Source organism: Variovorax sp. P2_H12, assembly GCF_056403395.1.
Map to the genome: position 1 here is coordinate 37,860 of NZ_JBFUFO010000041.1, position 21,533 is coordinate 59,392.

18 protein-coding genes are annotated in these 21,533 nt (G+C 68.9%); 12 read left to right on the forward strand and 6 right to left on the reverse strand.

Annotated elements, in window-relative coordinates:
• Positions 1-35 precede the first annotated feature (35 nt).
• The 3 genes from AC1DYK_RS27810 to AC1DYK_RS27820 are packed head-to-tail and all read right to left on the reverse strand — an operon-like array spanning position 36 to position 2,959.
• Complete coding sequence (locus tag AC1DYK_RS27810) at positions 36-1,199, reverse strand: CaiB/BaiF CoA transferase family protein (protein WP_478169228.1); 1,164 nt, start codon at positions 1,197-1,199, stop codon at positions 36-38.
• Complete coding sequence (locus AC1DYK_RS27815; protein WP_478169229.1) at positions 1,196-2,173, reverse strand: Bug family tripartite tricarboxylate transporter substrate binding protein; 978 nt, start codon at positions 2,171-2,173, stop codon at positions 1,196-1,198. Before AC1DYK_RS27815 ends, AC1DYK_RS27810 begins: the two co-directional genes overlap by 4 nt.
• A gap of 33 nt (positions 2,174-2,206) precedes the next feature.
• The gene (locus AC1DYK_RS27820) at positions 2,207-2,959 is read right to left on the reverse strand and encodes an enoyl-CoA hydratase/isomerase family protein (protein ID WP_478169230.1); all 753 of its coding nucleotides are present in this window, start codon (positions 2,957-2,959) and stop codon (positions 2,207-2,209) included.
• Between the two features lie 58 nt (positions 2,960-3,017).
• Here AC1DYK_RS27820 and AC1DYK_RS27825 point away from each other — a divergent pair, with 58 nt between their 5' ends.
• Complete coding sequence (locus AC1DYK_RS27825; RefSeq protein ID WP_478169231.1) at positions 3,018-3,689, forward strand: GntR family transcriptional regulator; 672 nt, start codon at positions 3,018-3,020, stop codon at positions 3,687-3,689.
• On the opposite strand, the gene metG is transcribed toward AC1DYK_RS27825, so the two are convergent.
• Positions 3,686-5,770: a methionine--tRNA ligase gene (metG, locus tag AC1DYK_RS27830; protein WP_478169232.1), complete on the reverse strand. Its 2,085-nt coding sequence runs from the start codon at positions 5,768-5,770 to the stop codon at positions 3,686-3,688. The genes AC1DYK_RS27825 and metG overlap by 4 nt on opposite strands.
• A 125-nt stretch (positions 5,771-5,895) precedes the next feature.
• On the opposite strand from metG, the gene AC1DYK_RS27835 reads away from it, so the two are divergent.
• The gene (locus AC1DYK_RS27835) at positions 5,896-6,363 is read left to right on the forward strand and encodes a GNAT family N-acetyltransferase (RefSeq protein WP_478169233.1); all 468 of its coding nucleotides are present in this window, start codon (positions 5,896-5,898) and stop codon (positions 6,361-6,363) included.
• Positions 6,364-6,415: 52 nt separating this feature from the next.
• Here the strand turns inward: AC1DYK_RS27835 and AC1DYK_RS27840 are convergent, their stop codons facing one another.
• Positions 6,416-7,630 (reverse strand): patatin-like phospholipase family protein, encoded by a 1,215-nt coding sequence (locus tag AC1DYK_RS27840; protein ID WP_478169234.1) that lies wholly within the window; start codon positions 7,628-7,630, stop codon positions 6,416-6,418.
• Between the two features lie 125 nt (positions 7,631-7,755).
• Here AC1DYK_RS27840 and apbC point away from each other — a divergent pair, with 125 nt between their 5' ends.
• The 7 genes from apbC to AC1DYK_RS27875 all read left to right on the forward strand — a co-directional run bounded on the left by apbC (position 7,756) and on the right by AC1DYK_RS27875 (position 17,440).
• On the forward strand, positions 7,756-8,847 hold the full coding sequence (gene apbC / locus AC1DYK_RS27845) for an iron-sulfur cluster carrier protein ApbC (protein ID WP_478169235.1): 1,092 nt from the start codon (positions 7,756-7,758) through the stop codon (positions 8,845-8,847).
• A gap of 16 nt (positions 8,848-8,863) precedes the next feature.
• Positions 8,864-9,808, forward strand: coding sequence for a LysR substrate-binding domain-containing protein (locus AC1DYK_RS27850; protein ID WP_478169236.1), 945 nt, complete (start codon positions 8,864-8,866; stop codon positions 9,806-9,808).
• Between the two features lie 155 nt (positions 9,809-9,963).
• A complete protein-coding gene (locus AC1DYK_RS27855) occupies positions 9,964-11,778 on the forward strand; it encodes an NADH-ubiquinone oxidoreductase-F iron-sulfur binding region domain-containing protein (RefSeq protein ID WP_478169237.1) in 1,815 nt (604 codons plus the stop codon).
• Complete coding sequence (fdhF, locus tag AC1DYK_RS27860; protein ID WP_478169238.1) at positions 11,775-14,666, forward strand: formate dehydrogenase subunit alpha; 2,892 nt, start codon at positions 11,775-11,777, stop codon at positions 14,664-14,666. The genes AC1DYK_RS27855 and fdhF overlap by 4 nt, the downstream gene beginning before the upstream one ends.
• On the forward strand, positions 14,648-15,550 hold the full coding sequence (locus tag AC1DYK_RS27865) for a LysR family transcriptional regulator (protein ID WP_478169239.1): 903 nt from the start codon (positions 14,648-14,650) through the stop codon (positions 15,548-15,550). Before fdhF ends, AC1DYK_RS27865 begins: the two co-directional genes overlap by 19 nt.
• A 95-nt stretch (positions 15,551-15,645) precedes the next feature.
• Positions 15,646-16,833 (forward strand): YncE family protein, encoded by a 1,188-nt coding sequence (locus AC1DYK_RS27870; RefSeq protein ID WP_478169240.1) that lies wholly within the window; start codon positions 15,646-15,648, stop codon positions 16,831-16,833.
• Positions 16,834-17,029: 196 nt separating this feature from the next.
• The gene (locus tag AC1DYK_RS27875; RefSeq protein ID WP_478169241.1) at positions 17,030-17,440 is read left to right on the forward strand and encodes an FHA domain-containing protein; all 411 of its coding nucleotides are present in this window, start codon (positions 17,030-17,032) and stop codon (positions 17,438-17,440) included.
• Positions 17,441-17,442: 2 nt separating this feature from the next.
• On the opposite strand, the gene AC1DYK_RS27880 is transcribed toward AC1DYK_RS27875, so the two are convergent.
• Entirely contained in the window at positions 17,443-17,964 is a 522-nt protein-coding gene (locus AC1DYK_RS27880) for a hypothetical protein (protein ID WP_478169242.1), read from the reverse strand.
• Positions 17,965-18,150: 186 nt separating this feature from the next.
• Here AC1DYK_RS27880 and AC1DYK_RS27885 point away from each other — a divergent pair, with 186 nt between their 5' ends.
• From AC1DYK_RS27885 to AC1DYK_RS27895, 3 genes are all read left to right on the forward strand, one after another.
• Positions 18,151-18,735 (forward strand): DUF3305 domain-containing protein, encoded by a 585-nt coding sequence (locus AC1DYK_RS27885; RefSeq protein WP_478169243.1) that lies wholly within the window; start codon positions 18,151-18,153, stop codon positions 18,733-18,735.
• A gap of 121 nt (positions 18,736-18,856) precedes the next feature.
• The gene (locus AC1DYK_RS27890) at positions 18,857-19,492 is read left to right on the forward strand and encodes a DUF3306 domain-containing protein (protein ID WP_478169303.1); all 636 of its coding nucleotides are present in this window, start codon (positions 18,857-18,859) and stop codon (positions 19,490-19,492) included.
• The gene (locus AC1DYK_RS27895; RefSeq protein ID WP_478169304.1) at positions 19,452-21,533 is read left to right on the forward strand and encodes a 4Fe-4S binding protein; all 2,082 of its coding nucleotides are present in this window, start codon (positions 19,452-19,454) and stop codon (positions 21,531-21,533) included. The genes AC1DYK_RS27890 and AC1DYK_RS27895 overlap by 41 nt, the downstream gene beginning before the upstream one ends.

The following is a 21,533-nucleotide window of genomic DNA, read 5'->3' on the forward strand; positions in this document are numbered from 1 at the left end:
ATTGTCCACTTGCGCGCAAGCAGGGCGACCTGGTCTCAGCGCGGCAACGCCGAGAGAATGGCGTCGCGGTCCTGATCCAGCCGCGGCGGCTGCCGGGTCAGCGGCGTGCGGTGCGCCCCGACGTGCACCGGATTGCCCGCCACGGTGATCGATCGTCCGCCTTGCGTGCGCAGCTGTACCAGCATCTCGCGCGCCAGGATCTGCGGATCGTTCACCACCGCCGCGACGTCGTTGTAGGCGCCGGTGGGGATGCTGTTGCGCATCAGCAGTTCCTGCCAGTGGGCGCAGGGGGCCGAGGCCAGCCTTTCCTCGAGCATCGTCTTGAGGCACTCGTGGTTCAGGCACCGATCGGGATTGGTGGCGAAGCGCGGGTCATCGCGCAGCGCGGGCAGGTCCAGGACCACGCAGAGCCGCTGGAACAGCGCGTCGTTGCCGGCGGCGATCACGAACCAGCCATCGGACGCGCGGAAGACATCGAAAGGCGTGATGGAGGGGTGGCGCGAGCCGATCGGCCCTGGGGCTCGGCCATCGGCGTCCAGCCGGGAGATCGCGTTTTCGAGCAGCGCCACCTGGCAGTCCAGCATCGCGACGTCCACGCGCTCGCCGCAGCCGGTGCGGGCGCGCTGCAGCAGGGCCGCCTGCGTGCCGATGGCCGCATAGAGCCCGGCGCCGAGGTCGCCGATCGAGACGCCCACGCGCGTGGGCGGCGAACCCGGATGACCGGTGAGACTCATGATGCCGCCCATGGCCTGCACCACCATGTCGTAGGCGGGACGCTTGCTGTACGGCCCCGTCTGTCCGAATCCGGAGATCGACGTGAACACCAGTCCGGGAAAGCGCGCATGAAGCGCCTCCCAGCCATAGCCCAGCTTTTCCATGGTGCCGGGCCTGAAGTTCTCGACCAGCACGTCGGCGCTCGCGAGCAGCGACTCGAAGACTGCGCGGTCGGCGCTCGCCTTCAGGTCCAGCGCGATCGATTCCTTGTTCCGGTTGACCGACATGAAGTAGGCGGATTCGCCTTCCACGAAGGGCCCGATCTGGCGCGCGTCGTCGCCGCTGCCGGGCTGCTCGACCTTGATCACGCGCGCGCCGAGGTCGGCGAGCAGCAGCGTGCAGTAGGGCCCCGCGAGCACGCGGGTCAGGTCGATCACGGTGAAGCCCTGGAGCGGGCCGCCGCTGGCGGGGGTGTCGTGCGTCATTCGTTGGTCGCGCCCGAGCGCTCCGTCAGTTCTTTCGATTTCGCGCCTTCGGCCAGGGCCCATTCACGGAACTCGGCGAGCGATCTGGAGGGCGCCGCTTCGTTGCCGGACTTTTCCATCCGCGCCTTGACCTCCGGGTCGCTCAGCACGGCCGTGCTGGCGTCGAACAGCCTCTTCGCCACTTCGGGCGGCAGGCCGGCCGGTCCGAACAGGCCGAACCAGAACGTGAAGTCATAGCCCTTGACGCCGGCCTCGGACATGCTCGGGATCTCCGGGAAGAGCGGCGAGCGCTGCGCCGAAGTGACCGCGAGCACGCGCAGCTTCCCCCCCTGGGCCATCGGCAGAACCGAGGGCGGGGTGCCGAAGGTCAACTGCACGTCGCCGCTGGCCACCGCCTGCAGCGAGGGCGCGCCGCCCTTGAACGGCACGTGCAGCATGTTCACCCCGGCCGCCTTCTCGAAAGACAGCGCGGCCAGATGCGTCACGACGCCGCTGCCCGAGGATGAATAGGCGAACTTGCCGGGGTTCTGCCGTGCCTCGGCGATCAGTTCCTGCACGGTCCTGGCGCTCACATCCTTGTGGACCGCCAGCAGCATCGGTGCCGAACTCCAGCGGGAGACCGGCGTGAAGCTTCGGCCACCGTCGTACTTCACGCCCTTGTAGAGCAGCTTGTCGCTGCCATAGAGATTGCTGCTGCCGAGCAGCAGCGTGTAGCCGTCCGGTGCCGCGCGCGCCACGAAGTCCGAAGCGATCGTCGTGCCCGCACCGGGCTTGTTGTCGATGATGACGGCCTGGCCGAGGACCTTGCCGAGCTTGTCGGACACGATGCGCGCCACCGTGTCGGCGCCGCCCCCCGCGGGAAAGCCCACCACCAAGGTGATCGGTCTGGCCGGATAGTCCGCGGCATGGGCGGCGGACAGGGGGACCGCCAGCCATGCGGCGGCGGCCATCGAGATAAGACGGCGTCGGTTCATGGGATGTCTCCAGTCTTTTTGCGAGTTTTCGGGTCAGCGGCCGTTGAAGGCCGGCTGGCGCTTTTCTTTCCAGGCGCGGCCGCCTTCGGCGAGGTCTTCCGATGCGACCGAGCGCTGCACCTCGTCGCGGATCGAGGCCGCGTCGGCGCGGCCCCGGGCAATCCGGTTCAGGTGCTTCTTCATGCCGAGCAGCGGAATCGGTGCCATCGCGGTCAGCGTGGCGCGCAGCCGGTCGACCTCCGCGGCGATGGACTCGCCCTCGGCCCAGTGCGTCAGGAAGCCGCAGTCGCGCATGGCCTCGCCATCCAGCTTCTCGGCGGTCAGGAAGAGCCGCTTGGCGGTGTCCAGTCCCAGCCGCGAGACGTAGCGCTCGAGGCCGCTCTGGTAGTAGTGAAGGCCCAGGCGGGCCGCCGGCATGAACATTTCCGATCGCTTGCCGCCGACGCGGAAGTCGCAGGCCAGGGCCAGGTCGGTGGCGCCCCCGAACACGCCGCCGTGGATGGCGGCGATGGTGATGGCGCGGCAGTTTTCCAGTGCGTCCACCATGGCACCGAAACTGCTGCCCTCGGTCTGGCTGCTGGCGGCCACCTCTGATATATCGTAGCCACTGCAAAAATGCTTTCCTTCGGCGCGAAGAATCAGCACCAACACCTGTTCGCTGCGGTTGACGGTGTCAAAGTGACGCAGAAGTTCAGGCAAATCGGGTGGAGTGAGCTTGTTTGCGACCTCCGGACGGCGCAGCGTCAGAGTGGCGACCGGGCCGTCGATGTCGAGGGAGGGCAGCATTGATGTATGAAATAGACTTGTTGATATATCTGTTAGGTTAACTAATATTGTGATTGCCATGCAACCCTCGAAAACCCTCGAAAGCGGCAGCCTCCAGGACCAGATCCGGAGTCGACTCGAGCGGGATATCCATGAAGGAACGCTCTCGCCGGGCATGTCCATCGATGAAAAGGCGCTCGCCCTGAGCTTCAACACCTCGCGCACGCCGGTTCGCGAGGCCTTGCTGTTGCTGAGTGCCCGCGGCCTGGTCGACATCGTTCCGCGGTCCGGCATCTACGTGCATCAACTGCGAGCGAGCGAGCTGGTCGCGATGATGGAAGCGCTCGGCGAACTGGAAGGGGTGCTGGCGCGGCTGGCCGCGCTGCGCATCGGGCCGGCGCTAAGGGAAGAACTGCAGGGGGCGCTGGAAGGCACGGCCGCGGCCGCGGCCGCGCAGGACGCAGGCGCCTACCAGGCGGCCAACGCCGTGCTGCACGACGTGATCTACCGGGCCAGCGGCAACCCCTTCATCGTCGAGCAGGCACGGACGGTTCGATTGCGGATCGCCGCCTACCGGGGGCGCCTGTTCGAGAAGCCGGGACGCCTGGCCACCTCGCAACGGGAGCACGAGCGGGTCGTGGAATGGATCCTTCAGGGCCATGCGGACCAGGCCGCGGAAGCCATGCGGGAGCACATCTCGGTCGGCGGCAAGGTGTTCGCCGACCTGGTGCTGGTCAACAACCTGCGCTAGCGCACCCGCATCCCGGGCGTCGCGCCCGGCCACGGTTCCAGCACGTGGATGCCCGGGTTCGCCTTCTCGTCGGCGTGGCTGGCGGCCAGCACCATGCCCTCGGAGATGCCGAACTTCATCTTGCGCGGCGCCAGGTTGGCGACCAGCACCGTGAGCTTGCCGACCAACTGCTCGGGCTGGTAGACCGAGGCGATGCCGGAGAACACGTTGCGGGTGCGGCCTTCGCCGGCGTCCAGCGTCAGGTGCAGCAGCTTGGTCGAGCCCTCGACCTTCTGGCAGGCCACGATCTTCGCGATCCGCAGGTCGATCTTCGCGAAGTCGTCGATGGTGATGGTGGGCGCGATGCCTTCGCCACCGGGCAGCAGGGGAGCAGCTTCGGGCGCGGCCGCCACCTCGGACACAGGCGGCTCGAAGAGCTGGTCGAGCTGCTTGACGTCGACCCGCTGCATCAGGTGCTTGTAGTCCCTGATCGCATGGCCGGCGCCGAGCAGCCGGCCGGCATCGGCGAACAGCAGCGGCTCGCTGGCAAGGAAGGCCTCGACTTCGGCGGCGAGCGCCGGCAGCACCGGCTTGAGGTAGATGGTCAGCAGCCGGAAGGCCTCGATGCAGGCCGTGCAGACATCGTGCAGGCGGGCCTCCATGCCTTCCTTCTTGGCGAGTTCCCAGGGCTTGTTCTGGTCGACGTACTCGTTGACCTTGTCGGCCAGGAGCATGATCTCGCGCAGCGCGCGCGCGAAGTCGCGGCTGTCGTAGAGCGCCTGCATCGGCGCCGCGGCGGCCTGCAGCGTGGCCAGCAGGGCGGCGCCGTCGGCCGACACCGTGCCCAGTTGGCCAGCGAAGCGCTTGGCGACGAAGCCCGCGGCGCGGCTCGCGATGTTGATGTACTTGCCGATCAGGTCGGCGTTCACGCGGGCCATGAAGTCCTCGGCCGTGAAATCGACATCCTCCACCTTGGCGTTGAGCTTGGCCGCGATGTAGTAGCGCAGCCATTCGGGGTTCATGCCGATCGACAGGTACTTCAGCGGGTCGATGCCGGTGCCGCGGCTCTTGCTCATCTTCTCGCCCGAGACCGTGATGAAGCCGTGCACGTTGACCTGGCTCGGCGTCTTGCGGCCGCTGAACTGCAGCATCGCGGGCCAGAACAGCGTGTGGAAGTAGACGATGTCCTTGCCGATGAAGTGCACCTGCTCCACCGCCGGGTCGGCGACGAAGTCGTCGAAGCTCTGCGCGGTGCGCGACGCCTCGTGCCAGTGGTTCGCCGCCTGGCCCTTGTCGAAGTGGTTCTTCAGGCTCGCCAGGTAGCCCACGGGCGCGTCGAGCCAGACGTAGAAGTACTTGCCCGGCGCGTCGGGAATCTCGATGCCGAAATACGGCGCTTCCCGCGAGATGTCCCAGTCGGCCATGCCGGCCTCGAACCACTCGCTGGCCTTCTTCGCCATCTCGGGCTGCAGCTTGCCGTCCTGGGTCCAGGACTTGAGGAAGTCGACCACCTTCGGGTCGGACAGCTTGAAGAAGAAATGCTCGGAGCTGCGCAGCTCGGGCGTGGCGCCGGTGAGCGTCGAGTAGGGGTTGATCAGCTCGGTCGGCGAATAGACGCTGCTGCACACCTCGCAGGCGTCGCCGTACTGGTCCTTCGCGTGGCACACCGCGCACTCGCCCTTGATGTAGCGGTCGGGCAGGAACATGCCCTTGACGGGGTCGTAGAACTGCTCGATGGTGCGCGTGGCGACCATGCCGCCGGCCCTCAGCTTGCGGTAGATGCCTTGCGCGAGTTCGGTGTTCTCGCTGCTGTCGGTGGAGTGCCAGTTGTCGAAGCGGATGTGGAAGCCGTCGAGGTATTCCTTGCGGCCGGCGGCGATCTCGCCGACGAACTCCTGCGGCGTCTTGCCGGCCTTTTCGGCCGCGATCATGATCGGCGCCCCGTGCGCGTCGTCGGCACCCACGAAGTGCACCATGTGGCCCTGCATGCGCTGGAAGCGCACCCAGATGTCGGCCTGGATGTACTCCATGATGTGGCCGACGTGGAACTTGCCGTTGGCGTAGGGCAGGGCGGTGGTGACGAACAGTTTGCGCTGGGACATCGCGGGGGCGCTTTCGGGACGAGGGAGAAACGGGCTGGAACGGACTGCGGCCGGCGGCTGGGCCAGCGGGGGACCCGGCATTTTAGGTGGCGGGGCTATAGTCGTCCCGCCAACCCGAGTTCCCCGTGATCGCCGCCTATGAAATCTCCCTGGCCCGGGCGTCCGACGCGCCGGCGATCGCGGCGTTGTCGCGGGACGCCATCGAGCGCGGCCTCTCGTGGCGCTGGACCGAGCGGCGCGTGCTGCGCGCCATCCGGGATCCGGCCACCAACGTGGCGGTGGCCCGGCGCGAAGGCGTGCTCATCGGCTTCGCGATCATGCAGTACGGGGACGACGAGGCCCACATCGTGCTCTTCGCGGTCGACGCCTCGCAACGCCGGGCCGGCCTGGGCGCCGCCCTGCTGGCATGGCTCGAAGCCACCGCCGTCGTCGCCGGCATGCGCGCCATACGGCTCGAGGCCAGGGCCGGGAATGCCCCGGCGAAATCCTTCTATCGCCGGCACGGCTTCGTGGAGTACGGATCGAGCCCCGGCTACTACGAAGACGTGGAGGACGCGGTTCGCTTGGTGAAGCGGCTGGACGATGCAGCCTGAGCCGAGCGCAGGCCTGCGGCATGACGGCGAAGCGTCGAGGTCGTCCCTGCCTTCAGGCGGCGTGGCGCCAGCCCAGGAAGCTGCACACCGCGTCGCGCTGATTGAAGGTGTCATGCCGCCCCAGTGCCATCAGCTCGCGCGTGAAGGCCGACTCGAACAGCAGGTAGCTGGCGAGCGCCGAACCCTTCAGGGCGGCCGTTTCGGCCGGCACCGCCGGTTGGCCCAGCAGGCCGCGGACGGCGGCCGGCAGCGCCTGGGCGTGGCGCGCGGCGATCATGTCGATGCGCTGCGACGGCGCGATCAGAAGCAGGTCCACATGCTTCAGCGAGGTGGCGCCGCGCGCTTCGGGCGGGACCAGCGCCAGCGTCTGGTTGATGCGGCGCAGGCGCTCGACGTCGGCGGTCAGCGAGTCGAGGAAGATGCTCGACAGCGCGTGGCCGGCGATCTGCGCCAGCGACGGGTAGCCGCTCAGCGCATTGGGTGCCAGCGCGTAGGCCGGTTCCTGCATGCGGCCGGCGCCGACAGCGAGGATGCGCCTGGCGCCCAGGTGGATGGCGGCGGCCAGCGGCGCGGATTGGCGCATGGAGCCGTCGCCGAAGTATTCGACGTGGCCGTCGACGTCCAGCGGCGTGGCCGGAAAGACGAACGGAATCGCCGACGACGCCAGCAGATGCTCGTGCGCGATGCGCACGGGCGCGGCGCGTCGATGGGACCGGACCCACGGCTGCTGCTGCGGACCTGCCTGATAGAAGGTCACGTGCTCGCCCGAACCGTAGCTCGACGCCGTGACCGCCAGCGCATCGAGGTGGCCCTGCGACATCAGTCCGGCGAGACGGTCCAGCGGCACCATCTGCGCGAGCAGCGCGCGCAGCGGTTCGTTGTCGAGAAATGAACGCAGGCCGCTGCGCCGCCAGCGGGCGACCAGCCAGCCGGCCGACAGCAGCCGCGCCCACGGCGCATCGCTGCGCAGCGCCGTCAAGGCGTCGGCGCGGTAGACCCGCCCGGGCTCGATCCCGGACCACGCCTGCGCGATCCTGCGCACCGTGGCATCGAAGTCGTCGGTGCCGCAGGCCAGAGCGGCCGCGTTGATCGCGCCGGCCGAAGTGCCGGTGATGATCCGGAACGGATTGCCCTTGGCCCGGGCCCCGGCCGCGCGGCGCAGCCTGGCCAGGGCCTGGAGCACGCCGACCTGGTAGGCGGCACGCGCGCCGCCGCCGGTCAGCACCAGGCCGGTGGCGGGGATGGGAGCGGGACGGGGCGACGGCATGGCCGTCGAGCGTACCCGTCCTGCCGCGGCGGGGTGCCGAACCGGTCGCGCTGGAGGGGTCAAGGGCGTGCGGCCTTCGGATTTCCCGGCGTCGCACTAGACTACCCGCCATTCAGGAGTGATCAATGGCAGTTACGAAAGAGGCGCTCGCGGAGGCCCTCAAGGCCGTCCTCGACCCCAACACCGGCAAGGATTTCATCAGCACCCGGGCGCTGAAGAACCTGCAGATCCACGAGGGCGAGGTCTCGTTCGACATCGAGCTGGGCTATCCGGCCAAGAGCCAGATGCCGGCCATGCGCCGCGCACTGGTGGCCGCCGCCAAGACGGTGCCGGGGGTGGAGAACGTCTCGGTCAACATCGCGACCAAGGTCATCAGCCACGCGGTGCAGCGCGGCGTGCAGCTGATGCCCAACGTCAAGAACATCATCGCGGTGGCCTCGGGCAAGGGCGGCGTCGGCAAGAGCACGACCGCGGCCAACCTGGCGCTGGCGCTGGCCGCCGAGGGCGCCAGCGTCGGCCTGCTCGACGCCGACATCTACGGCCCGAGCCAGCCCATGATGCTGGGCATCCAGGGCCGTCCCGAGAGCGACGACGGCAAGACCATGGAGCCGCTTTCGAACCACGGCGTGCAGGTGATGTCGATCGGCTTCCTGGTCGACCCCGACGAGGCCATGATCTGGCGCGGCCCGATGGCGACCCAGGCGCTGGAGCAGCTGCTGCGCCAGACCAACTGGAAGGACCTGGACTACCTGATCGTCGACATGCCGCCGGGCACCGGCGACATCCAGCTGACCTTGTCGCAGCGGGTGCCGATGACCGGCGCCGTGATCGTCACCACGCCGCAGGACATCGCGCTGCTCGATGCCCGCAAGGGCATCAAGATGTTCGAGAAGGTCGGCGTGCCGATCCTCGGCATCGTCGAGAACATGGCGGTGCACGTGTGTTCGAACTGCGGCCACGTGGAGCACATCTTCGGCGCCGATGGCGGCCGCAAGATGGCCGAGCAGTACCAGATGGAGTACCTCGGCGCGCTGCCGCTGGACATCAACATCCGGCTCCAGGCCGACAGCGGCAAGCCGACCGTGGTGGCCGACCCCGACGGCGAGGTGGCCGGTATCTACAAGGCGGTGGCGCGCCGGGTGGCGGTGGGCATCGCCGAGAAGGCCAAGGACTTCTCGGCCAAGTTCCCGACCATCACCGTCAGCAAGAACACCTGAAGCGGTTCCAGAACAAATGAACTTGCTGGCCTCGATGCGCTACCTGGTCGCGCTCGAGGAGCACCGTCATTTCGGGCGCGCGGCCCAGGCCTGTCACATCACGCAGCCGGCGCTGTCCAACGCGCTGCGTGCGCTCGAGGCGGAGTTCGGCGTCGTGGTGGTCAAGCGCGGCCGCACCTACGCCGGGCTCACGCACGAGGGTGAGGCGGTGCTGGCGGCGGCGCACCGGATGCTGCACGAGAACGAGGTCCTGCAGCAACTGCTGAAGAGCGAAGAAGGTTTTCCCCGCGGCAGCCTGCGAATGGCGGCCGTGCCCACCGCCATCCCGCTGCTGGCCCGTTTCGCGGCCCAGCTGCAGGCGCGCCATCCCGGCATCGTGCCGACCGTCCTGTCGATGAGCTCGCTCGAGCTCGAGACGGGGCTGGAGAACCTGTCGCTCGACATCGCGCTGGGCTACACCGAGCGCATGCATCCGCGCGAAGTCAAGCTCACGGCCTGGCCGCAGAGCGTCGAGCACTACTTCCTGTTGCGCCGCGCCGAGCGCAGCGGCGCCGAGGCGCTGCAGATCGGCGAACCGATCGGGTGGGCCCGGGCGGCCGAGCTGCCGCTGTGCCTGCTGACGCCGGAAATGCACAACCGCTCGATCGTCGACCAGGCCTTCAAGGCGGCCGGCGCGGCCGTGTCGCCCGCCATCGAGACCAACTCGGTGCTGACCCTGGCGCTCAGTGTCCTGTCCGGCCGGGTCTGCGCCGTGCTGCCGGGCGCGATGGTGGATGCGGTCCGGGGCCAGGGCCATTTCGAGGCGCTGCCGCTGGTGGCGCCCGAGGTGCTGACGCCGATCGGCTTCATGACGCAGACGGCAGTACGGCCCTCGCGCGCGCTGGAGGCGGCGCTGGCGCTGCTCCAGAGCCCGGACTGGCAGCGCGAAGTCGGGGCCCACAGCGGCGCCTTGCGCGGCTGATCCCGGGGGGAGGGGCGACGGACCGCCCGGCGTTTCATTTCTTTATTGAATCACTCCATGTGCGGATTCAATTTGCCAAGCGCGCCCGGGCGGCCGACAGTCGGAGAGGCCGCCGATTCGCGCGGCAGGACACACCGCATGAGACGGCCGAGGCAATGAATCACCCAGGCACCCAGCACAAGATCGAGGCCATCCCGCTCGCCACGCCCGACCAGTTGCGCGAGCGCATTCGCCGCAAGAGCAAGCTCAAGGGGCGTCAGCCCGAGGAGAGCGCGCTGGCCGAGGTGCGCGCGCTGATCGGCCCGCGCCCGCTGGCCGGCTACCGGCGCGACCTGCTGATCGAGCAGTTGCACCTGCTCAATGATGCCCACGGCTGCCTGCACGACCGGCACCTGGTGGCCCTCGCCTCGCTGACCGGGATCCCGATGGCCGAGGTGTACGAGGTCGCGACCTTCTACCACCACTTCGAGGTCGTGCGCGACGACGCGCAGGCGCCCGGTCTTACCGTGCGCGTGTGCGACGGCCTGGCCTGCGAGCTGGCCGGCGCGCAATCGCTGATCGAGCGCCTGCCCGCCTTGCTCGGCGCCGCCGGCCGCGACGACGTCCGCGTGATCGCAGCGCCCTGCATCGGCCGCTGCGAACAGGCGCCGGCAGTGGCGGTGCACCAGCAGGCGGTGCCGCTGGCGAGCGTCGAGAAGGTGCTGCAGGCGGTGGCCTCCGGGCCTGGGCCCGCAACTGCGCGCCACACCCATTTTGTCCCCGCCGACCTGGCGGGGAAGAGCATCACTGCGCCGTCCGAGGCGGTCGAGGCCCGGCCGCCCTTCACCGACTACCGGACCTACCGGGCGCACGGAGGCTATGCGCTGGCGGCCGCGCTGGTCAACGGCGAGCAAGACGCCGAAGCGGTGCTCCAGGCGCTCGAGGCTTCGGGCCTGCGCGGCCTCGGCGGCGCCGGCTTCCCGGCCGGACGCAAATGGCGCATCGTGCGCGACCAGCCGGCCCCCCGGCTCATGGCGGTGAATCTCGACGAGGGCGAGCCCGGCACTTTCAAGGACCGCTGCTATCTCGAACGCGATCCGCACCGCTTCCTCGAAGGCCTATTGGTGGCGGCACAGATCACCGGCGTCGAGGCCTGCTACATCTACCTGCGGGACGAATACCACGACTGCCGCGCGCTGCTCCAGGCCGAGCTGGCCGCGCTGCGCGCCGATCCGCCCTGCGAGCTGCCGAGCATCGAACTGCGGCGCGGCGCCGGCGCCTACATCTGCGGCGAGGAGTCAGCGATGATCGAGAGCATCGAGGGCAAGCGCGGCGAACCGCGCATGCGGCCGCCGTATATCGCGCAGGTCGGCCTGTTCGGCCGTCCGACGCTGGAACACAACTTCGAGACCCTCTACTGGGTGCGCGACATCGTCGAGCGCGGTCCGCAATGGTGGACCGGCTTCGGCCGCCACGGGCGCAAGGGACTGCGCAGCTTCAGCGTCAGCGGGCGCGTAAAGCACCCGGGCGTCAAGCTCGCGCCCGCGGGCATCACGGTGCGCGAGCTGATCGACGAATTCTGCGGCGGCATGCTGGACGGCCATACGCTGCACGCCTACCTGCCGGGCGGCGCATCGGGCGGCATCCTGCCGGCGCGCATGGACGACATTCCGCTCGACTTCGACACCCTCCAGCCGCACGGCTGCTTCATCGGCTCGGCGGCCGTGATGGTGCTGAGCCAGCACGACCGCGCCCGCGACGCGGCGCTCAACGTGATGCGCTTCTTCAAGCACGAGAGCTGCGGCCAGTGCACGCCCTGCCGCGTGGGCACCGCCAAGGCGGCGGCGCTGATGCAGGCGCCGGCCTGGGACAACGCCACCCTCGAAGACCTGGCGCAGGTGATGGGGGATGCGTCGATCTGCGGGCTGGGCCAGGCGGCGCCGAATCCGATCCGCAGCATCCAGAAGTACTTCCCGCAGGAGATCGCATGAACGCGCCGTCTAAGCTCGCCGAACTGATGCCGCAGACGGTGGCGTTCACGCTCGACGGCCGCGCCATCGAGGCCTTCGAGGGCGAGACCATCTTCAAGGCCGCCGAACGTCACGGCGTCGAGATTCCGCATCTGTGCTACACCGACGGCCTGCGCCCCGACGGCAACTGCCGCGCCTGCGTGGTCGAGGTCGAGGGCGAGCGCACGCTGGCGCCGAGCTGCTGCCGCAGCGTGACCGCCGGCATGAAGGTGCAGGCCACCAGCGAGCGGGCGCTGAAGAGTCAGAAGATGGTGGTCGAGATGCTGCTGTCCGACATGCCCGACGAAGGCTACAAGTGGATCGGCGACGACGCCACCCGCCCGCACGGCGAGCTGAGCGAATGGGCGGCCCGGCTCGATATCGCCGTGCGCCCCGAGCTCAAGGCCCTGCGCCGCGAACAGCCCGCGACCGACGTCTCGCACCCCGCGATGGCGGTCAACCTCGACGCCTGCATCCAGTGCAACCGCTGCGTGCGCGCCTGCCGCGAGGAGCAGGTCAACGACGTCATCGGCTACGCGATGCGCGGCGAGCATTCGAAGATCGTCTTCGACCTCGACGATCCGATGGGCGACAGCACCTGCGTGGCCTGCGGCGAATGCGTTCAAGCCTGCCCGACCGGCGCCCTGATGCCCAAGAGCCACATCGGCTCGCAGCAGGTCGACCGCAAGGTCGATTCGGTGTGCCCGTTCTGCGGCGTCGGCTGCCTGCTCACCTACAACGTCAAGGACGAGAAGATCGTCAGCGTCGACGGCCGCGATGGCCCCGCCAACCATGGCCGCCTGTGCGTCAAGGGCCGTTTCGGCTTCGACTACGCGCACCATCCGCAGCGCCTGACGAAGCCGCTGATCCGCAAGCCCGGCGTGCCCAAGCACTTCGACGAGGCACCGCGGCCCGGCGACTGGAGCGAGGCCTTCCGCGAGGCCAGCTGGGAAGAAGCGCTTGCCTTCACGGCCGGAAAGCTCAAGAGCCTGCGCGACACGCACGGCAAGAAGGCGCTGGCCGGTTTCGGCTCCGCCAAGGGCAGCAACGAGGAGGCCTACCTGTTCCAGAAGCTGGTGCGAACCGGATTCGGCAGCAACAACGTCGACCACTGCACGCGGCTGTGCCATGCATCGAGCGTGGCGGCGCTGCTGGAAGGCGTGGGCTCCGGTGCGGTGAGCAACCCTGTCTACGACGTCGAGCATGCGGAGCTGATCTTCGTCATCGGCTCGAACCCGACCGCGAACCATCCGGTGGCAGCGACCTGGATGAAGAATGCCGCCAAGCGCGGGGCGAAGATCGTGCTGGCCGACCCGCGCCGCACCGACCTCGGCAAGCATGCCTGGCGCACGCTGCAGTTCAAGGCCGACACCGATGTCGCGATGCTCAATGCGCTGATCCATGCGGTGATCGACGAAGGCCTGGTGGACCAGGAATTCATCCGTACCCGCGTCAGCAATTTCGAGGCCCTGCGCGAGAACGTCAAGGGCTACAGCCCGGAGGCGATGGCGCCGATCTGCGGCGTGCCGGCCGAGACGCTGCGCGAAGTCGCGCGCGCCTTCGCCAGCGCCAAGGGCGCGATGGTGCTGTGGGGCATGGGGGTCAGCCAGCACGTGCACGGCACCGACAATGCGCGCTGCCTGATCGCGCTGGTCAGCGTCACCGGCCAGATCGGCAAGCCCGGCTCCGGCCTGCATCCACTGCGCGGCCAGAACAATGTGCAGGGCGCGAGCGACGCGGGGCTGATCCCGATGATGTTCCCCAACTACCAGCGGGTCGACAACGCGGCCGCGCATGCGTGGTTCGAGGACTTCTGGGGCCAGCCGCTCGATGCGGCACCGGGCTACACGGTGGTCGAGATCATGCACAAGGCGCTGGCGCCCGACGACGATCCGCACAAGATTCGCGGCATGTACATCATGGGCGAGAACCCGGCCATGAGCGACCCCGACCTGAACCACGCGCGGCATGCGCTCGCGAGCCTGGAACACCTGGTGGTGCAGGACATCTTCATGACCGAGACCGCCTGGCTGGCCGACGTCGTGCTGCCGGCCAGTGCCTGGCCCGAGAAGACCGGCACCGTGAGCAACACCGACCGCATGGTCCAGCTCGGCCAGCGGGCGCTGAGCCCGCCCGGCGATGCGATGCCCGACCTCTGGATCATCCAGCAGATCGCAAAGCGCATGGGCCTTGACTGGCACTACGAGGGCGACGAATCAGGCGTTGCCGCCGTCTACGAGGAAATGCGCCAGGCCATGCACGCCGCCATCAGCGGCATCAGCTGGGAGCGGCTGCAGCGCGAGTCGAGCGTGACCTATCCCTGCCTCGACGCCGACGATCCGGGCCAGCCGATCGTGTTTGTCGACAGCTTCCCGACCGCGGACGGCCGGGTCAAGCTGGTGCCGGCCGACATCATTCCGGCCGCCGAGCGGCCCGATGCCGACTATCCCTTCGTGTTGATCACCGGGCGCCAGCTGGAGCACTGGCACACCGGCAGCATGACCCGCCGCGCCAGCGTGCTCGACGCGCTGGAGCCGATGGCCACGGCCTCGATGAACCAGGGCGACCTGGAGGCGCTGGGCCTGGCCGCGGGTGACGTGGTGACGATCCGCTCGCGCCGCGGCGAGGTCGCGATCCACGTGCGGCGCGACGACGGCACGCCGAGCGGCGCGGTGTTCGTGCCCTTCGCCTACTACGAGGCGGCGGCCAACCTGATGACCAACGCGGCGCTCGATCCGTTCGGGAAGATCCCGGAGTTCAAGTATTGCGCGGTGCAGATCCGGCGCGGCGGCGCACCGATGGCGGCGGCCGGCTACGGCACCGGCGCGACAGGCGACAATGCTCGCCTGCCATGGACAGCCTCGACCTGATCAAGACCTTCCGCGAGGTCGCCTCGCACGGCAGCTTCTCGCGCGCCGCGATCAAGCTCGACGTGTCGAAGGCCACGGTGAGCAAGTACATCGCCGAACTCGAGACGCGGCTCGGCGTGCGGCTGCTCAACCGCTCCACGCGCGCGGTCAGCCTCACCGATGCCGGCGCGCTGCTGCTCGAACGCAGCAAGCCGATGATGGAGATGTTCGAGCTCACCCAGGCCGAGGTCCAGGAGCACGCGAACCATCCGACCGGACGTCTGCGCATCTCGGCGCCGCTGGGCTCCGGCCAGGGCGACCTGCCGAAGCTGCTGGGCCAGTTCATGGGCTACTACCCCGACGTCAGCATCAGCCTGCAGCTGACCAACCGCGCCCTCGACATGGCCGAGGATGCGATCGATGTGGCACTGCACTTCGGGCCGATCGAGGACGAGAACCTGATCGTGCGCAAGCTGACGCGCGGCCGTCTGGTGGTGTGCGCCTCGCCGGTCTACTGGAAGAAGCACGGCAAGCCGAGCCATCCGCGCGAACTCGCCGACCACGATGCGCTGACCCAGTCGCGGCTGGGCGCCCACCCGGAATGGCGCTTCGAGGTGGACGGCAAGCCCTTCGATGTCGCGCTCAAGAGCCGGATGGACGCCACCGAGAGCGCGCCGCTGATCCAGATCGCGCTGCAGGGATTCGGCGTGATCTACATGCCCAACATGCTGGTACAGCCGCACGTCGAGCAGGGCGAGCTGGTGCCGGTGCTGCAGGACTACGTGCGCAGCGACATGTGGCTGTCGGCCGCCTACCTGCAGCGGCGCCACAACAGCGCCGCGCTGCGCGCCTTGCTCGACTTCCTCGAATCGCGCTTCAGCGCACGGAGCAAGGCCAGGGGCTGAACGATCGGCGTCGCGGCGCTTTTCCCCCTGCCGCGCGTGGCATTCGCCCGCTAGGATGTCCGGCCCGGTGCACAGACACCCCTTGGAGACATCCCATGCGCCTTCTTTCCCTGGTCCCGGTCATCCTCACGGCCGCCGCCCTGTCGGGCTGCACCGGCATGCCGCCCGCGGCATCGCAGCGCCAGCTGATGCTGGTCGGCAATGACGAGAAGCAGTCCTGGAACGACGCCGGCGCGGTGCAGCTCGGCGCGCCGGGGCGCGACAGCGTGCAGGTGATCGACATCGGCACCGATCCGCTCGCGCCGCGCTCGGTGGGCACGCTGGCGCTGAACAACACGATCGCGGGCCCGCCGACCAACCTCGCGATCACGGCCGACGAGAAGCTCGCGCTGGTCGCCAATTCGCTCAACGTGGTCGAGGAGGGCGGGGTTCGCAAGCAAGTCCCGGACAACCGCCTGTTCGTGATCGACCTCACGGCCACGCCGCCCAGGTTGATCGACACCCTCACGGTCGGCAAGCAGCCCTCCGGGCTGTCGATCAACCGCGCCGGCACGCTGGCGCTGGTCGCCAACCGCGCCGACAACTCGATCAGCGTGCTGCGCATCGCGGGGCAGAAGGTCACGCTGGTCGACACCGTGGCGATGGGCGAGTCGGTCGCGCACGTGCGCTTCACGCCCGACGGCCGCCGGGCGCTCGCGGCCAAGTTCCCGAACCACAAGATCGCGCTGCTCGAGGTCGACGGCGAGAAGGTCCGCTACGACAAGGTCGATCTCGCGGCGGGCCTGTGGCCCTACAACGTCGACGTGACGCCCGACGGCAAGCTCGCGCTCACGTCCGACAACGGCAACTCGGGCGCGTCCGACGGCCAGGTCGATACCGTCAGCGTGATCGACCTCGAAGCGTCGCCGCCGCGCGTCATCGACAAGGTGGTGGTCGGCGACGGGCCCGAGGGGCTGGCCGTGAGCCCGACCGGCAAGCTCGCCGTCGCGGTGATCCTGCGCGGCAGCAACTCGGCGAAGAACGCGTACTTCCACAACCGCAACGGCTCGGTGGTGGCGCTGCGGATCGACGGCAAGAAGGTCACGCGAAGCAACGAGGTCGTGGTGCGCGGCCTGCCCGAAGGCGCGGTCTTCAGTGCCGACGGCAAGTACCTCTACGTGGGCAACTTCATCGACCAGGACGTCTCGATCCTGCGGGTCGACGGCGACACGCTGGTCGACACCGGCAAGACCTTCGGCCTGGCGGGACATCCGGCGTCGATGCGGGGCCGCGTCACGCATTGAACGGCACGGCCGTGCAGGCCCTGTGCCGCGCGCCCCGCGGCGAGCTCTATGCCGCCGGTAGCGAAACGGGACCGGGGTGCCAAGAATTGAAGCCTGCGAAACGAACAAGAATGGATTAACCCTTCTGTTTCGTTCTTTTCAGATCGACCTGTGGTCCTAAGCTTCAACCCAGTTCAATGAACCACAGGAACGGGGTATGGCAAGACTGATCATCCTGGCGCGGCACAGCAGCGTGCGGCAGGTCAACATCGCGGGCCCGATCACCACCATCGGGCGGTCCGGCAGCAACAGCGTGTGCATCGACAGCGAGCGGGTGAGCCGGCATCATGCCGCCATCGAGTGGACCGGCGACCGCTTCATGCTCACCGACATGGGCAGCCGCAACGGCACCTACGTCAACAACGAGAAGGTGAGGGCGCACGCGCTGTCCAACGGCGACGCGATCGTGGTCGGCGACTGCCAGCTGCGCTTTCTCTACAGCCAGCCTCTGCCGCCGGCCGATGCGCTGCGGCTCATGACCCTGCCGGACCATCTCATGGCGATCGATGCGCAGATGGCGCGCAACGCCAGCCGGCGCGTGCCTGAGCGCCGCGTGTTAGCGCGCTGATCTCAGGCGTACCGCGCTTCCATGGGCCGGCCGCGCGGCGGAACCGGCATCGCCGGCATCGCGCTCTGCTGGCTGCGCTCGGCGATCAGCCGGGCGGCCAGCTGCGCGGCCATCTCGAGCTTCTTCAAGTCGCGTGCCTCCAGCGACGGATCGGGCGTGAAGCTGAAGGAATACAGGGTGCCGTAGATCGTGCCGTTGCCGAGCACGACCGGCGCACTGAGGTAGCAGCCCGCGGGCACCTTGGCGCTCAGCACCTGCTTGCAGAAGGCGAGTTCGAGCGGCTCGGCCTGCTCGTCGACGAACTGCGCGCGCCCGGAGGGCTGCCGCCGGTGGGACACCTGCTGGCCGTCGACGAACTCGCAGGCGAAGGCGGCCTCCATGCCGTGCTGTTCGCGCAGCAGCTTGAGAACCTGGTGCACCGAGGGGTCCAGCAGCGGATCGCTCATGTCCGGCGTCGCCATCAGGAGTTCGGACACGGTCACCTCGACGGCTGCGAGTGCGGGATCGTGTGCGTAGTAGCTCATGGTGGGGTCTCCGGTGGAATGGGTCCATTGGAGCGCACAAACCCCCTGATTTCAAAAAACGAGAACTAAGGTTTCCTTTTGTGGCGACCTTTGTCACAGAAATGCAATCGAAATGCTTCAAAACGTGAGCGGCGCCATACACCCGACATCGCCGTGGGCGTTCCGGCATCGGCTATCGTCGGCCCCATGGCGAACCCTGAAACCTCTACTGCCGCACCCCGCCCGACGCTCGACGTCGCCGTGGTGATGCGGCGCGAACGGCTTCACGGCCCGTCCAGCCACTGGCAGCCCTGGCGCTGGACGCTCGATGCGGTCGTGCCCGACGAGCCCGGTTTCGGCACCGGGCCCCGGCTGCTGCGCGACGACCAGGGCGAGCAGTCCTGGCTGCATCCCGGCTTCAAGGTCGAGCTGTTCCGCGACGAGGCCGAGGGCTATCACCTCAACGCGACCACGCCGGCGCCTTGCTGGTTCGTGCTCTGGCGCATGGACGAGGAAGCGACCCTGGGCCCGGAGCCGATTCCCCGCCCGGTGGTCGTGACCCTGAGCTACTACGAGGCGGGCCGCTGGCTGGACGCGCAGGAAACCGTCGAGCAGGTGCCGGCCCCGCCCGAGGTGCTGGAATGGCTGCGCACCTTCGTGCAGGAGCACTACGTGGCCGAGCCCAAGAAGCGCAAGCGGCCCGAGAGCTTCCGGCCGCTGGTGGACCGCTTCGGCAACGCGGCGAGCGTGTCGACCGAGAAGAAGCGGGGCAGGGGAGCCGGCGATGTCTGAACGGCCCCCGCGCTCCCCCACTTCGTGTGGGTCGCTGCCCCCCGAGGGGGCCGCAGGCCGCCTTGGGGCGGCCCGGTGCCGGCCTGAAGGGCCCCCACGCGCCCCCACTTCGTCTGGGTCGCTGCCCCCCGATGGGGCCGCAGGCCGCCTTGGGGCGGCCCCGCGCGAGCCTGAAGGCTTCTTCGATCGCTGGTCGCGGCGCAAGCAGCAGGTGCGCGCGGGCGAAGTGCCCGAGGAGCCGGCGGTCGAGGCCGAAGACGAGGCGAGTGAAGCCGCCGCCCCGCCCGGGCCGGCGCCTTCGGTGCTGCCGGCCGCGGAGGCCCCGCCGCCTCTCACGCTGGCCGATGTGCAGGCGCTGGACATCGATTCGGACTTCAAGCCCTTCGTCGCCGAGGGCGTGGCGCCGGAGGTCAAGAACGCCGCCTTCAGGAAGCTCTTTGCCGATCCGCACTTCAATGTGATGGACGGGCTCGACACCTACATCGACGACTACGCCAAGCCCTCGCCCTTGCCCGACAGCGTGCTGCGCCAGATGGCGAGCGCCAAGTTCCTGAAGCTCTTCGAGGAAGAGCCCGAAGAAACTCCCGGGAACGATGGATTGCCCGACGTGGCACAGTCCGATTCGGGAGACTCCCCCAGCCCGCCGGTTGCCGTTGCGCAACCAGCCAGCCAACCGACCGATGACCACCACGCTGATCTGCGACTGCAACCAGACGATGCCCCTCGAGCCGAAGATGCTCGGGACGGCACTGGCTGAAACCCTGCCCCTCCATTCCTCGCTGTGCCGCCGCGAAGCGGCGTCCTTCCAGCGCGCCATCCAGTCCGGTGACGAGGTGGTGGTCGCCTGCACGCAGGAGAAGCGTCTTTTCGGCGAACTGGCCGGGCAGACGCCCGATGCCACCTCGCCGATCCGTTTCGTCAACATCCGCGAGACCGGCGGCTGGAGCCGCGATGCCCGCAGCGCGATGCCGAAGATCGCCGCGTTGCTGGCCGCCGCCAGCCTGCCCGAGCCGGACCCGGTGGCGACCGTGAGCTATGCAAGCCAGGGCCGGCTGCTGGTCATCGGCGCCCTCGACGAAGCGGAACAGGCCGCGGCGCTGCTCGGCGACAGCCTCGAGGTCACGATCCTCTCTCAGGGCCCCGGCCTGCTCGGCGGAGCCCAGGAGCGGCGCTGGCCGGTGCTCGCGGGCCGGCTCGAATCGCTGGCCGGCTGGCTCGGCGCCTTCCAGCTGCAATGGACGCGCGACAACCCGATCGACCTCGACCTGTGCACTCGCTGCAATGCCTGCGTGGCGGCCTGTCCCGAGCAGGCCATCGGGCTGGACTACCAGATCGACCTGGGCAAGTGCACCTCGCACCGCGATTGCGAGCGCGCCTGCAGCGTCGCCGGCGCGATCCGTTTCGATCGTGCGCCCGAGCGCCTGGACGGCGCCTTCGACCTGGTGCTCGACCTCGGCGCCTCGCCGGTCATCGACTGGCACGCGCCGCCGCAGGGCTACTTCCATCTGCCCGGCGGCGTGGCGCATGCGCGCGGCCTGCAGACGCTGCTGCGCCTGCGCGAACTCGTCGGCGAGTTCGAGAAGCCGAAGTTCTTCGACTACAAGCAGAAGCTCTGCGCCCACAGCCGCAACGAGGTCGTCGGCTGCAACGCCTGCATCGAGGTCTGCTCGGCGCACGCGGTCAGCAGCGACAAGGAGCGCCAGCGCATCGTCGTCAATCCGAACCTCTGCGTCGGCTGCGGCGCCTGCACCACCGTGTGCCCGACAGGCGCACTGGGCTACACCTACCCGCGCACGCCCCATCAGGGCCTGAAACTGCGCACGCTGCTCGCCACCTATGCGGGCGCGGGCGGCCGCGATGCCGCGCTGCTGCTGCACAGCCAGGAAGGCGGCCAGGCCCTGGTCGAGCAACTGGGTCGCCAGGCCCAGCTCGGCCGCGCCCACGGCGTGCCGGCGAACGTGATTCCGGTCGGGCTCTTCCATGCGGCGAGCACCGGCATCGACCTGTGGCTGGCCGCCGTGGCCTTCGGCGCCTCGCAGGTGCTGGTGCTGGCGACCGGCGAGGAGGCGCCGACCTACCTGGCCGCGCTCGGCAAGCAGATGGACATCGCGCAATCGCTGCTGCGCGGGCTGGGCTACACGGGCACGCATTTCCGGCTGATCGAGGCCGCGACACCCGAGGCGCTCGACGCCGCGCTCGCGGGCCTGGGCGCGAGCCGCCGGCAGCTGCCGGCCAAGCCGGCCCGCTTCGCGGTCGGCGCCGAGAAGCGTAGCACGCTCGAGCTGGCGCTCGATCACCTGATGGACGAATCGCCGGCGCTGCGCAGCCCGGCCGCCGACGCGCCGCTCGCGATTGCGCTGCCCGCGGGCGCGCCCTTCGGCGGCATCGCGGTGAACAAGGACGCCTGCACCCTGTGCCTGGCCTGCGTCAGCGCCTGCCCCGCCGGCGCGCTGCAGGACAACCCGAACGCGCCACAACTGCGCTTCATCGAGAAGAACTGCGTGCAGTGCGGCCTGTGCGAGACCACCTGCCCCGAGCACGCGATCTCGCTGGTGCCGCGACTGCTCGCGGCGCCGGAACGCAAGCAGCCGGTGGTGCTGAACGAGGCCAGGCCGTGGGCCTGCATCCGCTGCAGCAAGCCCTTCGGAACGCAGAAGGCGATCGAGGCCATGCTGGGCAAGCTGGCCGGTCATGCGATGTTCCAGGGCGAGGCGCTGGAGCGCCTCAAGATGTGCAGCGACTGCCGCGTCATCGACCTCTACAGCGCGCAGAACGAAATGAAGATCACGCCGCTATGA

Excerpts from the sequence above, each read along its gene's own strand:
- AC1DYK_RS27865 (WP_478169239.1), top strand. The coding sequence starts at position 14,648 with ATGGACAGCCTCGACCTGATCAAGACCTTCCGCGAGGTCGCCTCGCAC.
- AC1DYK_RS27885 (WP_478169243.1), top strand. The coding sequence starts at position 18,151 with ATGGCGAACCCTGAAACCTCTACTGCCGCACCCCGCCCGACGCTCGAC.
- AC1DYK_RS27870 (WP_478169240.1), top strand. The coding sequence starts at position 15,646 with ATGCGCCTTCTTTCCCTGGTCCCGGTCATCCTCACGGCCGCCGCCCTG.
- AC1DYK_RS27855 (WP_478169237.1), top strand. The coding sequence starts at position 9,964 with ATGAATCACCCAGGCACCCAGCACAAGATCGAGGCCATCCCGCTCGCC.
- metG (WP_478169232.1), bottom strand. The coding sequence starts at position 5,770 with ATGTCCCAGCGCAAACTGTTCGTCACCACCGCCCTGCCCTACGCCAAC.
- fdhF (WP_478169238.1), top strand. The coding sequence starts at position 11,775 with ATGAACGCGCCGTCTAAGCTCGCCGAACTGATGCCGCAGACGGTGGCG.
- AC1DYK_RS27875 (WP_478169241.1), top strand. The coding sequence starts at position 17,030 with ATGGCAAGACTGATCATCCTGGCGCGGCACAGCAGCGTGCGGCAGGTC.
- apbC (WP_478169235.1), top strand. The coding sequence starts at position 7,756 with ATGGCAGTTACGAAAGAGGCGCTCGCGGAGGCCCTCAAGGCCGTCCTC.
- AC1DYK_RS27810 (WP_478169228.1), bottom strand. The coding sequence starts at position 1,199 with ATGACGCACGACACCCCCGCCAGCGGCGGCCCGCTCCAGGGCTTCACC.
- AC1DYK_RS27815 (WP_478169229.1), bottom strand. The coding sequence starts at position 2,173 with ATGAACCGACGCCGTCTTATCTCGATGGCCGCCGCCGCATGGCTGGCG.
- AC1DYK_RS27840 (WP_478169234.1), bottom strand. The coding sequence starts at position 7,630 with ATGCCGTCGCCCCGTCCCGCTCCCATCCCCGCCACCGGCCTGGTGCTG.
- AC1DYK_RS27820 (WP_478169230.1), bottom strand. The coding sequence starts at position 2,959 with ATGCTGCCCTCCCTCGACATCGACGGCCCGGTCGCCACTCTGACGCTG.
- AC1DYK_RS27825 (WP_478169231.1), top strand. The coding sequence starts at position 3,018 with ATGCAACCCTCGAAAACCCTCGAAAGCGGCAGCCTCCAGGACCAGATC.
- AC1DYK_RS27850 (WP_478169236.1), top strand. The coding sequence starts at position 8,864 with ATGAACTTGCTGGCCTCGATGCGCTACCTGGTCGCGCTCGAGGAGCAC.
- AC1DYK_RS27895 (WP_478169304.1), top strand. The coding sequence starts at position 19,452 with ATGCCCCTCGAGCCGAAGATGCTCGGGACGGCACTGGCTGAAACCCTG.
- AC1DYK_RS27880 (WP_478169242.1), bottom strand. The coding sequence starts at position 17,964 with ATGAGCTACTACGCACACGATCCCGCACTCGCAGCCGTCGAGGTGACC.